Source organism: Mesoterricola sp. MK458 (assembly GCF_055384935.1).
This window is the reverse complement of record NZ_AP045075.1, coordinates 2,609,849-2,622,981: the sequence shown is the minus strand read 5'-3', so window position 1 is coordinate 2,622,981 and position 13,133 is coordinate 2,609,849. Positions and strand designations below refer to the sequence as shown.

Below are 13,133 nucleotides of genomic sequence, written 5' to 3'. Positions count from 1 at the left end.
GGGTCGAAACGCCGGAGGGGGGATCCCCTTTCCGGCCGGCACTCCACCTGTACGATTCCCGGACATTCTAGTCCGGATCGGCGGCGGGGGTCAGGATTCTTCGGCCCGTTCCTTTTCCAGCTGGCCGAGGAACACTTCCAGCCACTTGGTGGAGAAGTCGCCCTTGATGAAGTCGGGGTGGTCCATGATGCGGCGGTGGAGGGGGCTGGTGGTCTTGATGCCCTCCACCACGATCGTGTCCAGGGCCCGCCGCATGCGGGCCAGGGCCTCGGTGCGGTCGTTGCCGTAGGCGATGAGCTTGGCGACCATGGAATCGTAGTAGGGGGGGATGACGGCGTCCTGGTGCATGGCGGTGTCCATGCGGATGCCGGGGCCGCCGGGGAAGTGGAGCGCGGTGATGCGGCCGGGGCAGGGGGTGAACTTCCAGGGGTCCTCGGCGTTGATGCGGCACTCGATGGCGGCGCCCCGGAGCACGATGTCGTCCTGGGCGTAGGAGAGCTTGCGGCCCGCGGCGATGCGGATCTGCTCCTTGACGATGTCGACGCCCGAGACCAGCTCGGTGATGGGGTGCTCCACCTGCACGCGGGTGTTCATCTCCATGAAGAAGAAGTCGCCCCGGGCGTCCAGCAGGAACTCGATGGTGCCGGCGTTGAAGTAGCCCACGGCCCGGGCGGCGCGGACCGCCGTCTCGTGGATGCGCTTGCGCAGGTCGGGGGTGAGCGCCGGGCTGGGGCTCTCCTCGATCAGCTTCTGGTGCCGGCGCTGGATCGAGCATTCGCGCTCGCCCAGGTGGATGATGTTGCCGAAGAGGTCGCCGAGGATCTGGACCTCGATGTGACGGGGTTCCAGGAGGTACTTCTCCATGTACACCGAGTCGTCCGTGAAGGCGGCCCGGGCCTCGGTGCGGGCGGTGTTGTACATGTCCGCCATCTCGTCGGGGGAGTTGACGATGCGCATGCCCCGGCCGCCGCCGCCGGCGCTGGCCTTGACGATGACGGGATAGCCGATCTTCTCGCCCCAGACCAGGGCCTCCTCCACCGTCTCCACGATGCCGTCGCTGCCGGGCATGAGGGGCACGCCCGCGGCCAGCATGGTGGCCTTGGCCTGGGCCTTGTTGCCCATGGTGCGGATGATCTCGGCGTTGGGGCCGATGAACACGATGCCGCAGGCCTGGCACACGTCCACGAAGTGCGGATTCTCGCTCAGGAAGCCGTAGCCCGGGTGGATGGCCTCGGCACCGGTGACCTCGGCGGCCGCGATGACCTGGGGGATGTTCAGGTAGGACTTGCCGCTGGCGGGGGGGCCGATGCAGATGTCCTCGTCGGCGAACCGCACGTGCAGGGCGTTGCGGTCGGCCTCGGAGTACACGGCCACGGTCTGGATCCCGAGCTCCTTGCAGGCGAAGATCACCCGCAGGGCGATCTCGCCGCGGTTGGCGACGAGGATCTTGCGGAAGGGCGGCTCGCCGTTCCGGGCGTCGGGCTTGCGGTTGGGGGTGGCGCGCTTGACGGGGCTCATGGCGCTAGCGCACCCGCACGGCGAAGAGCCGCTCGCCGTACTCCACGGGCTGCCCGTTCTCCACCAGGACCGCCACCACTTCGCCGGCCACGTCGCACTCGATCTCGTTCATGAGCTTCATGGCCTCGACGATGCAGAGCGTCTGGCCGGGCTTCACGAAGTCCCCGGGCTGCACGTAGCTGGGGCCGTTGGGCGTGGGGCTGCGGTAGTAGGTGCCCACGATGGGGCTGGTGATGTAGTGGATGCCGGGATCCTCGGGCTTCTCCTCCGCCGCGGGCTGGGCGGGGGCCACCAGGGTGTGGGTGGGCATGGCGGCCAGGGGCATGACGGGGGCCGCGGCGACGGGCACCGGCGCGGGGACGGGGTCGCCGCCCTTGCGGATGCGGAACTTCACGCCGCCCGTCTCCATCTCGAATTCGTCGATGGGCTCCCGGGCCACGAGGCCGATGAGGGCCTTGATGTCCTCCAGGCCCAGGGCGAGGGCCCCGGAGGGAGCCTTGGCGGGAAGGGCGCGGGCGGGAACGGGTTTCTTGGCAGGACTCATGGGCACTCCACGGGGAGCGTCAGTCGACGCTCGGGGGTTCATCCGGGGTTTGCGCGAGGGCGGCGGCCTTGCGGGAGCGTCCCTTAAGGCCGGTCTCGTCGGGCCGGAATTCCTTGCTGGCGGCGTCCAGGATCCCGTTCACGAACTGGGTTCCCTCCTGGTCGCTGAATTCCTTGACGATCTCCAGCGCCTCGTTGATGACGATGGGGAAGGGGATCTCCTTCAGGAACATCAGTTCGTAGACGCCCAGGCGCAGGAGGTTGCGGTCCACCACGGCCATGCGGTGGATCTTCCAGTGCTCGGCGAATCGGGTGAGGACGGCGTCGATCTCCTCCAGGTGCCCGTGCACCCCGTCCACCAGGCGCCGGGCGTAGTAGAACGCGTCCCGGTTCAGGTCCTGGATGGCGTTGAAGCCCGCGAACACCTCGTCGGGGAGGTAGTCCGTGAGGTCCATGGCATAGAGCATCTGGAGGGCGTATTCGCGCCCCCGCCTGCGAACACCCATTATTTCTTCCCCTTCCCGGGTCCCTGGAGGGCGCGGAACAGATCCACGGACTCCAGGAGCGTCATGGCCGCTTCCCAGCCCTTGTTTCCCATCTTGGTGCCGGCGCGGTCGATGGCCTGCTCCACCGAATCGGTGGTGAGCACCCCGAAGATGACCGGGATGCCGGCGTCCAGGCCCACCTGGGCCGTGCCTTTGGTGACTTCGTTGGCGATCATGTCGAAATGGGGCGTCCCGCCGCGGATGACCGCGCCCAGGACCACCACGCCGGCGTAGTTGCCGGTCTGCGCGGCCTTCTTGGCCACCTGGGGCAGCTCGAAGGCCCCGGGTACCCGGATGAGGTCGATCTGGGCCTCGCTCCCCCCGTGCCGGAGGATGCAGTCCGTGGCGCCGCCTATGAGCCGGTCCACGATGAATTCATTGAAACGCGAGGCCACCAGGGCGAACCGATCGCCCTTGTCCACACGCAGCTGGCCCTCAAAGATCCCCATGGGAACCCCCCGAAAGGTGGTTGAATTGATGACAATAGCACAAGTGGGAGCAAAGTCGAATCAAAGGCCGTGCTCGAAGGCCAGGCCCGCGTCCACGCCGCCCCAGGGAACCAGGTGGTCGATCTGGTCCCGGCCCAGGGTGATCCCGAACAGGCGCCACACGGCCAGGGAGTAGACGTCGGGCAGGTACCGGCCCCACATCTTCACCGGCAGCTCCCCCACCTCCAGGGTGGGCGAGAGGGCCAGCATGAGCATGTATTCGATGAGGAAGGAAGCGTTGGATGCGATGCGGCCCGAATACGTCACCCCCGCGCGCTGCTCGAGGATCCGCGCCTCGTGGATGCAGGATCCGAATTCGCTTTCCACCAGGTCGGACTCGGTGGTGAGGATCACCTCGGCGCGGAAGGTGCGCTGCCCGCCCTCCACGAAGGCCGGGAAGCCCTCGGCGAGCTCCTGGGGGGTCAGACCCTTGCCGGCGTGCCGGCTCCAGTCCCAGTCCCGGGCCAGGTCCACGAGGGTGCCGGGCTCGGGCACGCTGAGGTCCACCAGGAGGTTGATGTCGTTGTAGCGGCCCCGGTGCTCCTCCTTCACGACCCCCACCACGGCGGGGTGGTTCCGGATGGCCTCCTCCATGGATTCCATCTCCCCGGGGGTGCCCACGAACTTGAGGCCGATGCCGTCGTCGATGCGAAGGTCCTCGGGCTTGAAGACCAGCACGCCGTCCCGGAAGGTGCGGCTGACGAGGCGCTCGGCCTGGTCGTAGTCCTGGGCCATCTCCTGCTTGGAGGAGAGCAGTTCCGCCAGGGGGATCCCGTAGGTCTCCGCGCGCTGCTGGGCCAGGAGCCGGGCCCGCTCGTTGATGGCCCCCGCGAGCCGGTCGGCCACGCGCCGCGAGCACTTCTCGGCGATGCGCCGCAGGCGCTTGATGCGGGCCATGCCCAGGATGGTGCCATCCTCCCTCAGGCCGAGCATGACGTCCGAGGGCGTGCCGGGGAAGAAATCCTCGGGGTGGTTCCGGTAGAGGCTGAAGAGTTCCTGCTCGCGGGGGCCGGGGTTCCGGCAGGACTTGACGATGGCGTCGCGCAGTTCGTCCTTGGACCGGAGCCGCGTGAGGGTCACGGGCCCGGGGTGCACCGACTGCTTGATGCCGGTGAGCAGGTCGCGCACCACCGGAGCCGAGATGAGGTTCTCGTAGGTGGTCACCTGGGTGAGGAACCGGCCGTCGCCCCTCAGGGGGCAGTCCGCAAACCAGCGGGTGGCCAGCTCGAACAGTTCTTTGCGGTGGGTGATGCTGGTCAAGTGCATGGATTCGTGCCTGGTTCTAACTGATCTTACTCCCCCCTGCCAGGGCCGGGGTCACCCTTCATGCCGGCTGCTGCTGCGTCATGCAGTGCATGGCGCCGAAGCCCCAGATGAAATCCCCGCTGTAGATGCCGACGATCTCCCGGTCGGGGAAGAGGGAGGCGATGAGGTCCAGGGCGTGGCGGTCGTTGGGGTCGTTGAAGACCGGGACCAGCACCAGCCCGTTGGCGACGTAGAAGTTCCCGTAGCTGGCCGGAAGCCGGATGCCCCGGTAGGAAAGGGGCCCGGGCAGCGGGAGCTCCACCACCTCCAGGGGCCGGCCATCCTGGTCCGTGGCGGCCTTCAGGCGGCGGAGGTTCTCCTGGAGCGGGGCGTGGTTGGGGTCGTCCTTCCGGGGCTCCACCACCGTCACGACGGTGCGTTCGCCCACGAACCGGGAGAGGTCGTCCACGTGGCCGTGGGTGTCGTCCCCCTTGATGCCCTCGCCCAGCCAGATCACCTTCCGGATGCCCAGGTGCTCGGCGAAGGCCTTCTCGTAGCCGTCCCGGGACAGCCCCGGGTTGCGCTCCTGGACCTGGCTGAGCAGGCACTCCTCGGTGGTGAGCAGGGTGCCCCGGCCGTTCACGTCGATGCTGCCGCCCTCGAGGACCATCCCGGCCCGCCGGGCCTTCACACCCGCGGCGCGGGCCATGAAGGTCCCCACCCGGTCGTCCTGCTGGAAATTCTCGTACTTGGCCCAGGCGTTGAAGCGCCACTTCACCGCGCCCAGGGAATCGCCGTCCTTGACGAAGCAGCAGCCGGAGTCCCGCAGCCAGATGCGGTCCGTGGGCAGTGCGTGGAAGCGCACGTTGTGCGAGAGGGCCCCGGCGCGCTCCAGGACCCGGCGGGCCCGGGCTTCCATGGCGGCGTCGCGCACCAGGATCTCCACGCGCTCGCGGCGGCCCAGGTGGCGGATGATCTCGGCGAACACGAAGGGGATGGCGGCGAACTTGCCGGGCCAGTCCATGCGGTTGTGGGGCCAGGCCAGCCAGGTGGCGGCATGGGGCTCCCATTCGGCGGGCATGCGGATCATGGGACCCTCAGTCCAGATACCTTCGGGGCAGGTCCCCGTAGGCGTCGATGCGGCGGTCCCGCAGGAAGGGCCAGTTGCGCCGGGTGGTCTCCAGCAGCTCCAGGTCGATCTCGCCGATGAGGATCTCCTCCCGGTCGTGGCTGGCCTGCGCCAGGATCCGTCCGAACGGGTCGGCCAGGAAGGAGCCGCCCCAGAATTCCAGGCCCTGGCCCGGGGCCCGGTCCCCGCGGATGTCGCCGGTCTCGAAGCCCACCCGGTTCACCCCGGCCACGAACACGCCGTTGGCGATGGCGTGGCCCCGCTGGATGGTGCGCCAGGCATCGTACTGGGCCTCGCCGAATTCGGCCTTTTCCGCGGGGTGCCAGCCGATGGCCGTGGGGTAGAAGAGGACGGAGGCGCCCTGCATGGCCGTGAGGCGGGCCCCCTCGGGATACCACTGGTCCCAGCACACGAGGGTCCCCAGCTTGCCGAAGGTGGTGTCGTGGGCCTTGAAGCCCAGGTCCCCGGGGGTGAAGTAGAACTTCTCGTAGTACAGCGGGTCGTCGGGGATGTGCATCTTCCGGTAGAGCCCCTTGACGGCGCCGTCGGTCTCCAGCACCGCCAGGGTGTTGTGGTAGAGGCCCGCGGCCCTGCGTTCGAACAGCGAGGCGAGGATCACGATGCCGTGCCTGCGGGCGACTTCGCCCAGCAGGTTCGTGGCCGGTCCGGGGATGGGCTCGGCCAGGTCGAACAGCGCGATGTCCTCCCGCTGGCAGAAATACTGGGTCTGGAAGAGTTCAGGCAGACAGACCACCTGTGCGCCTCGGCCGGCCGCCTCCTCCACGAAGGCCGCGGCCCGGCGGAGGTTCTCCTCCGGATCGGGCCCACAGGCCATCTGGACCAATCCAACTCGGAAGTGCTTGGGCGTCAAGGCGGACCTCGGAAAAGGGGAACCCAGGATAGCAGGTCGGTTTCCGGGGCGCCTTGACGGGAGTGTGCCAAGAGCCGAATCGTTACTGATAAAGGGCTGCGTCGCTTATGGGTTCCAGGAGGTAATCCAGGCCTCCCGCGACCAGGACCTTCCCGCCGGGAAGCAGCGTCGCGGTGCCGTTCGTGGTGCCTTCCGCCTGTTTGCCTGATGGCACGAACGCCAACCGGGCGGCATCGAACAATTCGGCCTGGGCCGTGACGTTGAACCCTGCGTCCGCGGTGGTCCCCCCCGTGATCAGGACGGCACCGTTGGGAAGGAGGATCGCATTATGGTCGCGGCGGGGCACCCCCATGGCCTGGACGGCGGTGAAGGTGGGGGTGGCCTTGGACAGGTCGCACACCTCGTTCCCGGCCAGGGCGCCGCCCGCGAGCCCCCCGGCGAAGAGCAACCGGCTGCCCGGCAAGAGGGTCGCCGTATGGGCCGATCGCGCCTGGAGCATCGATCCCGCCACGGCCACGGTCCGCGTGGCCGGATCATAGACTTCCACCTCGGAGGTGGCCTTGCCGCCCGCAATGACCACCCGGCCGTCCTCCAGCACCGTGGCCGTGTGCCGTGTCCGTCCCCCGGCCAGGACCGCCGGACTCGGGGCGAAGGTTCCAGCGGCGGGATCGAACACCTCCATGGAGGCCAGAGGCGCGCTGGCGGTATCCATCCCCCCGATGATCAGCACCTTGCCGGCATCGGGCCCCACCGTGAGGAGGGTGGCGGTGTGGTTGCTCCTGGGTGTGGTCATGGGACCCGTGGGGGACACGGTGTTCGAGGCCGGGTCGTACCGCTCGGCGCTGGCCAGGGCGTTCCCGCCCATGCCTCCCGCCAGAAGCACCTTCCCGTCCCGCAGCAAGGTGGCGGTGTGGGCATAACGGGGCGTCCCCATGGCCGCGGCGGGGGCGAAGGCGCCGGCGGCGGGATCGTAGGTTTCCATGGACGCCGTCGGCACGAAACCGGAGGCGGAGGTTTGGCCCCCAGCCACCAGCACCTTGCCTGACGTCAGGAGGGTGGCGGAATGCTGGGCTCGCGGGGTGGCGAGGTTTCCCGTGGCCGTGAAGGTCCCCGCAGTGGGCGCGGGCGCGGGGGCGGGACTGGTGCCACGCTTGCCCCCGCCGCCACAACCGACGGCCAGGAGGGCCGCGAAAGGAATGAAAAGTTTAAATAATTTGTTCATTGCTGGTTCTCCGATACCATAAGTGATTCAAGTCCAATCCGGGTTTCATTCAGGGAAGCGATTTCCATTCATTTCCATTTTTTAGGGTGGATGCCTGTTTTCATAGATTTTGAAAGGATCATCTTATTGGGGTCTGGCGCCGGGGCGCCTTGACGGGGAGAAGATGATAAATAAATTCTTAATAAATAATCTCCGGGCTCCCCATGACGCCGTCTGGCAAATTCCAACTTCTTTTGCTGGCCCTGCTCATCCTGGGGGCGGCCCTGGGATGCGCGGAAGGCCGGCGGACCGCTTCGCCTTTCGCCGGGGCCACGGTCTACGCCGTGGGATCCGTCACCACGGAAACCGGCAGCAGGGCGGTCCTGTGGCGGAACGGGGAACCGGCGCCCCTGGCCCACGGCGAGGACAACGCCAACGCGAAGGCGGTCGCTGTCTCCGGAGGCACGGTCCATGTGGCGGGCAGCCTTTTTTCGGAGGAGGGCTCCGTGGCCGCCCTCTGGACCAACGGGGACCTGAGGCGGCTCACCGACGGCCTCAATGGGGCGGAGGCGCTGGGGGTGGCGGTTTCCGGGGAGGACGTCCTGGTGGCGGGCTACGAGTCCAACGGCACCCACTCCGTGGCCAAGATCTGGAAGAACGGCGAGCCCACGGCCCTCAGCGGCGGGCAGTCGGAAGCGGTGGCCTGTGCCGTGGCCGTGGATGGGGACGCGGTGCTGGTGGCGGGGTGGGAGGAGATGAAGGGCGTGCGGGTGGCCCGGTTGTGGCGGGACGGCCTCGCCCACACCCTTGGCGACGGTGCCGCGCCTTCAGAGGCCACGGCCGTCGAGGTCTCCGGCGGGGACGTCTACGTCGCGGGCATCCAGAGCGTGGACGGCGTGCACCGGGCCATGCTTTGGAAGAACGGCAGCGGCGCCTTCCTCACCGAAGGCCCCGGAGGATCCGAAGCGCTCTCCCTTTGCGTATCCGGCGGGGTCGTCTACGTGGCCGGCAAGGCCTTCCCGGGTGGGTCCGCGGAAGCCGTCGTCTGGAAAAACGGAACGGCCATCCGGCAATCCGACGCCCTGGGGGCCGCCTGCGCCGGGGGCCTGTCGGGCCAGGACCTGTATTTCGGGGGCTCGGTCCTGGACCATGAGGTCCTCACGGCCGTGATCTGGAAGAACGGCATTCCCATCCCCCTCACGGACGGTTCCCGGACCTCCGACCTGGAGGGCATGGCCGTGGTGCCTAGGCCTTGACCCGGTCCAGCAGCCTCAGCAGCCCGTCCAGGATGGTCAGCGGGTGCGGGGGGCACCCCGGGATGAACAGGTCCACGTGGATGCCCGCCCCCACGGCGCCGCACAGCTGCTCCTCCTGCTCCAGGTAGGGGCCGCCGCTGATGGCGCAGGCGCCCACGGCGATGACGAGCTTGGGGTCCGGGGTGGCCTCCAGGGTCTTGGCCAGGGCCAGTTCCATGTTCCGGGTCACGGGGCCGCAGATGAGCACGGCGTCGGCGTGGCGGGGGCTGGCCACCACCTGGATGCCGAAGCGGCCCAGGTCCCAGCCGATGGTTCCCAGCACGTTCACGTCCACTTCGCAGCCGTTGCAGCCGCCGGCGCTCACCACGCGGATCTTGAGGGAGCGCCCGAAGAGGGCGAGGGCCTTCGCGTCCAGGGCGGCCGCCGCCTGGAAGGTGAGGTCGGATCGCACGAGCAGGTCCTCCCGGGAGCGGGTCGCCAGGCGGAACTCGTCGGTGAAGCGCAGGCTCTTCTCGGGGCAGGCGTCGGTGCATTCCGTGCAGAACAGGCACCGGCCCAGGTCGATGGCCAGGCCCTGGCCGGCGCTGATGGCCTCGGTGGGACACGCGTCCACGCAGGCCCTGCATTCCGGGGGGCAGGGGCCCTCCGGCAGGGAGGGCAGGCCCCGGAAACGGTCCGGCATGGGCGGGACGGCGTCCGGGTAGTGGTTGGTGCGGTGCCCTTGCCGCAGTCGGGAAGCCAGGATCTTCAGCATCAGAGGTCGAACCCGCAGTAGGAGAGGTTGAAGCTCTTGTTGCAGAGGGGGAAATCCGAGATCTCCTCCCCGCGCAGGGCCAGGGCCAGCCCGGTCCAGTTGTGGAAGGAGGGGTCCACGATCTTGTAGTGCGCGAAGCGGCCGTCCTCGTCGGTAAGGGCCACATGGGCGATCTCGCCCCGCCAGCCTTCGGTCATGCCCAGGGCCAGGTGGTTCGGGGGCAGGGCCTTCGGCGCGGCCACCTCCACCGGTCCCGCGGGCAGGGCCCCGAGCACGTCCAGCGCCCAGCGCAGGAACTCGACGCTGGCCTGGATCTCCTGGGTGCGCACCCGGGCGCGGGCCGCCACGTCCCCCAGGTCTTCGCTCACGGCCGGGATGGCCGCCTCCAGGTAGGGTCCGAAGGGGTGGGTCCGGCGCACGTCCCGGTCCAGGCCGCAGGCGCGGGCCGCGGGCCCAACCAGGCCGAGATTCTTGGCCTGGGCCGGGATGACCCGCCCGGTGCCCTCCAGCCTCGCCAGCACCGAAGGGGTGTGCCAGAGCAGGTCCAGGGCGTTGGCGGTGTCGCCCGCGGTGGCCTCCAGGCGTTCGCGAAGATCGGCGATGCGGGCGGCGTCCACGTCGAAGCGCACCCCCCCGGGCTTCACGAGATCGCGCCCCAGGCGGCTGCCGCAGAGGACCGCGGTCATGTTGAGCCAGTCGCCCCGCAGGCGCCCGCAGTAGGAACTGGTGGGCAGGAAACCCACGTCGCCGGCGATGGCCCCCAGGTCCCCGGTGTGGTTGGCCAGGCGTTCGAGTTCCAGGGCCACCGCGCGGATGAGGTTGGCCCGCAGGGGCACCTCCAGGTCCAGGAGGCCCTCGATGGCAAGGCAATGGGCCCACAGGTGGCCGATGGTGGTGTCGCCCGAGGCGGTCTCCATGTGCTTGAGGGTGGTGCGGTGGGGGCCCCCGGCCAGGGTGCGCTCGATGCCCCGGTGCTGATAGCCCAGGGCGATCTCGAGGTTGAAGACGGTCTCGCCGTTGCACTGGAAGCGGAAGTGGCCCGGCTCGATGACGCCGGCATGCACGGGGCCCACGCCCACCTCGTGCACCTGGCGGCCCTCCACCCGGTAGAAGTCGGCCACGCCGGGCAGGATGGGCCCGGTGCGGTCCCAGGCGTCCCGGGGGGTGCCCAGGGCCCGCTGGTAGCGCACGGGCTTGAACCATGGGTGGCCGAAGATCTTCAGGCCGCGCTGCTCGGCGATCTCCCGCTCGAAGAGGTGGGCTTCGGGGCAGCGGGGCGTGATGGACGGGAATCCGGCGGCGGGAAAGGTGGTGCGCAGCGCCCGCAGCACCGGGCCCGCTCCCGAGGCGAGCACCGCGGTGCCCGCCAGGTCCGGGCCCACGGACAGGGCCACGAGCCGGTGGTCGGCACCACAGGACTCCACGATGTATTCCTGGAAATCCGGGAAGGGGAGGAGGGGCACCTCCGAGAGGGGGATGGCGGTGCCGTTGGTGATGGGCGCGCTGGTCACGGCTGGCCCTCCACGAGGAGCGCCGCCCGGGAGAGCAGCGACTGCAGGGGCCCCGGAAGCCAGGTTCCAAGCACCAGGGCCAGCCCCAGCGCCAGGATCAGGGGGGCCGTGAGGCCGAACGTGTCCTCGTAGTGGGTGCGCACGCTGGCGGGGTTCGGATTGCCCTGCAGCACGGGCAGGATCACCGAGCCCATGGCCGTGAAGATGGCCGCCAGCAGGGCCAGGAAGAGCGAACCCGCCAGGAGGTGCCCGCTGCCCAGGGCCGAGGATGCGATGCCGAAGATGCTGGTGAACGGCGCGAAGGGGGGTGATCCCACGATGGCCAGGAAGCCCAGCAGGAAGCACCAGCCCGACACCGGAAGGCGCCGCATGGCCCCGCTCACGTCGGCCAGGTTCTTGCTGGAGAAGCTGCGGACGATGTTGCCCGAGCCCAGGAAGAGCACGCTCTTCACCAGGGCGTTGGCCGCCACGTGGAACAGGGCGAAGAGGGTGGCCTTTCCGCCGATGCCCACCCCGAAGGCCAGGATCCCCATGTGCTCCACGCTGGAGTAGGCCAGGAGCCTGCGCAGGTCGCCCTGGCGGATCATGAAGACGAACGCCCAGGTCATGGACAGGAGGCCCATGCCCACCAGCAGCTCCCGGCAGAAGGGCCCCAGCCCCGCGGCGGCCATGATCGAGAAGAAGCGCAGGAGCGACAGGAAGGCCATGGTGGTCACGCCCCCGGCCAGGATGGTGCCCACGATGCCCGGAGTCTCCCCGTAGGCGTCGGGTTTCCAGGTGTGCATGGGGGCCAGGCCCATCTTGGTGCCGTAGCCCACCAGCAGGAGCACGAATCCGGCCTTGAGCCAGGGGGTGGGCATGGCCCGGGCATTGGCCACGAGGCGGTCGAGGTAGATGGGTTCGCCCAGGCCCCCCTGCTGCGCGGCGTAGGCCACGAAGAAGGTCCCGAGCAGCGCCAGGGCCATGCCCACCGAGCAGATGAGGAGGTACTTCCACGTGGCTTCGAGGCTTCGCTTGTTCTTGTTGTAGTAGAGCAGCGGGGTGGTGGAAAGGGCCGTGGCCTCCATGCCCACCCACAGGACGCCCGGGTGCCGCGAAACGGCGACCAGGGAAGCCATGCCCAGGAAGCCGAGCATGGCCACGCCGAACACGCCGAAGTTGCGCTCCATGCGCAGGGCGAGGTAGGCCGGCGCGTAGAGCGAGCACAGGGTGAAGATCGTGGACACCACCAGGAGCATCCACCCGCCCAGGGGGTCCAGGCGGAACCAGGCGCCGGGCTGGAGGTGGGAGGAACGGGCCAGGGCCACCAGCACCAGCGCCAGGTGGATCAGCCCCGCCACGGGCAGGACCCGGGCCCGGTGCAGCCCGGGCTTCATGAACCACACGACGGCCGCGGCGATCAGGGGGGTGCAGATGAGGGCGAGGATCACGGCGTCAGTCCTTCAGGTGCGCCAGGCGATGGGTGTCCTGGGAGTCGAAGGCGGTCTGGATGTGGTTGATGACGATCCCCATGACGAAGATGCCCACCACCAGGTCCAGCAGCACCCCGGTCTCCACCAGGAGCGGCATCTGCTTGACCAGCAGGAGGCTGAAGAGGTAGACCCCGTTCTCCAGCACCAGGTAGCCCACCACCTGCAGGAGGGCGCGCTTGCGGGTGGTCAGGAGCAGGAACCCCGTGAAGAGGGCCATGATGGAGGCCGGCACGAAGAGGGTGCCCAGGTTGCCGGCCTGGAGGGGAAGGCGCCGGGCCAGGATGAAGGCGAGGCCGGTGCCGGCCGCGGCCATGACCAGGGTGAGGGTGTAGCCCACGTAGGGCTCGGGCTCACGCTGGGGCTTCATGCGGTCCTGGGCCCGGTTGAGCATGGCGGGGATCACCACCCCTTTGATGGCCACGGTGCTGAAGGCCATGAGGAGGACGTGGAAGGGCCAGTGGTCGTGCATGAGCAGGAGCACCAGGGCCAGGAGCCCGCCCTGGAGGGCCGCCAACTGGATGCATTTGCTGACGCGGCTGCTGGCCACCAGCATGAAGTTGATGAGCATGATCGCGGCGAGCAGGAGATTCGGGGTCATGG

General features: G+C 69.0%; 13 protein-coding genes. 1 reads left to right on the top strand and 12 read right to left on the bottom strand.

Annotated features, from left to right (window positions below; genetic code table 11):
- Window positions 1-90 precede the first annotated feature (90 nt).
- From accC to ACZ5LB_RS11385, 8 genes are all read right to left on the bottom strand, one after another.
- Window positions 91-1,518, bottom strand: a complete 1,428-nt coding sequence (gene accC / locus ACZ5LB_RS11420; RefSeq protein WP_464602346.1) for an acetyl-CoA carboxylase biotin carboxylase subunit — start codon at window positions 1,516-1,518, stop codon at window positions 91-93.
- Window positions 1,519-1,522: 4 nt separating this feature from the next.
- The gene (gene accB, locus ACZ5LB_RS11415) at window positions 1,523-2,062 is read right to left on the bottom strand and encodes an acetyl-CoA carboxylase biotin carboxyl carrier protein (RefSeq protein WP_464602345.1); all 540 of its coding nucleotides are present in this window, start codon (window positions 2,060-2,062) and stop codon (window positions 1,523-1,525) included.
- A 19-nt stretch (window positions 2,063-2,081) separates the two neighbouring features.
- Window positions 2,082-2,567: a transcription antitermination factor NusB gene (gene nusB, locus ACZ5LB_RS11410; RefSeq protein ID WP_464602344.1), complete on the bottom strand. Its 486-nt coding sequence runs from the start codon at window positions 2,565-2,567 to the stop codon at window positions 2,082-2,084.
- The gene (ribH, locus tag ACZ5LB_RS11405) at window positions 2,567-3,055 is read right to left on the bottom strand and encodes a 6,7-dimethyl-8-ribityllumazine synthase (protein WP_464602343.1); all 489 of its coding nucleotides are present in this window, start codon (window positions 3,053-3,055) and stop codon (window positions 2,567-2,569) included. The genes nusB and ribH overlap by 1 nt, the downstream gene beginning before the upstream one ends.
- A 60-nt stretch (window positions 3,056-3,115) precedes the next feature.
- Entirely contained in the window at window positions 3,116-4,360 is a 1,245-nt protein-coding gene (locus tag ACZ5LB_RS11400; RefSeq protein WP_464602342.1) for a hypothetical protein, read from the bottom strand.
- Between the two features lie 58 nt (window positions 4,361-4,418).
- Window positions 4,419-5,429: an agmatine deiminase family protein gene (locus ACZ5LB_RS11395; protein WP_464602341.1), complete on the bottom strand. Its 1,011-nt coding sequence runs from the start codon at window positions 5,427-5,429 to the stop codon at window positions 4,419-4,421.
- 7 nt (window positions 5,430-5,436) lie between these two features.
- Window positions 5,437-6,303 carry a carbon-nitrogen hydrolase gene (locus tag ACZ5LB_RS11390; protein WP_464602340.1) on the bottom strand — a complete coding sequence of 289 codons (867 nt, stop codon included), beginning with the start codon at window positions 6,301-6,303 and terminating at the stop codon, window positions 5,437-5,439.
- Window positions 6,304-6,421: 118 nt separating this feature from the next.
- Entirely contained in the window at window positions 6,422-7,561 is a 1,140-nt protein-coding gene (locus tag ACZ5LB_RS11385) for a Kelch repeat-containing protein (RefSeq protein ID WP_464602339.1), read from the bottom strand.
- Window positions 7,562-7,764: 203 nt separating this feature from the next.
- Between ACZ5LB_RS11385 and ACZ5LB_RS11380 the strand changes: the two genes are divergently transcribed.
- On the top strand, window positions 7,765-8,796 hold the full coding sequence (locus tag ACZ5LB_RS11380) for a hypothetical protein (RefSeq protein WP_464602338.1): 1,032 nt from the start codon (window positions 7,765-7,767) through the stop codon (window positions 8,794-8,796).
- Here the strand turns inward: ACZ5LB_RS11380 and ACZ5LB_RS11375 are convergent.
- From ACZ5LB_RS11375 to ACZ5LB_RS11360, 4 genes are read right to left on the bottom strand one after another with little or no spacing between them, the layout of a single operon-like run.
- On the bottom strand, window positions 8,786-9,550 hold the full coding sequence (locus ACZ5LB_RS11375; RefSeq protein WP_464602337.1) for an NADH-quinone oxidoreductase subunit B family protein: 765 nt from the start codon (window positions 9,548-9,550) through the stop codon (window positions 8,786-8,788). The two genes, ACZ5LB_RS11380 and ACZ5LB_RS11375, sit on opposite strands and share 11 nt — an antisense overlap.
- Window positions 9,550-11,061 (bottom strand): hydrogenase large subunit, encoded by a 1,512-nt coding sequence (locus ACZ5LB_RS11370; protein ID WP_464602336.1) that lies wholly within the window; start codon window positions 11,059-11,061, stop codon window positions 9,550-9,552. The genes ACZ5LB_RS11375 and ACZ5LB_RS11370 overlap by 1 nt, the downstream gene beginning before the upstream one ends.
- Window positions 11,058-12,491, bottom strand: a complete 1,434-nt coding sequence (locus tag ACZ5LB_RS11365; protein ID WP_464602335.1) for a proton-conducting transporter transmembrane domain-containing protein — start codon at window positions 12,489-12,491, stop codon at window positions 11,058-11,060. The genes ACZ5LB_RS11370 and ACZ5LB_RS11365 overlap by 4 nt, the downstream gene beginning before the upstream one ends.
- Before the next feature lie 4 nt (window positions 12,492-12,495).
- Window positions 12,496-13,131, bottom strand: coding sequence for a hydrogenase (locus ACZ5LB_RS11360; protein WP_464602334.1), 636 nt, complete (start codon window positions 13,129-13,131; stop codon window positions 12,496-12,498).
- Window positions 13,132-13,133 lie beyond the last annotated feature (2 nt).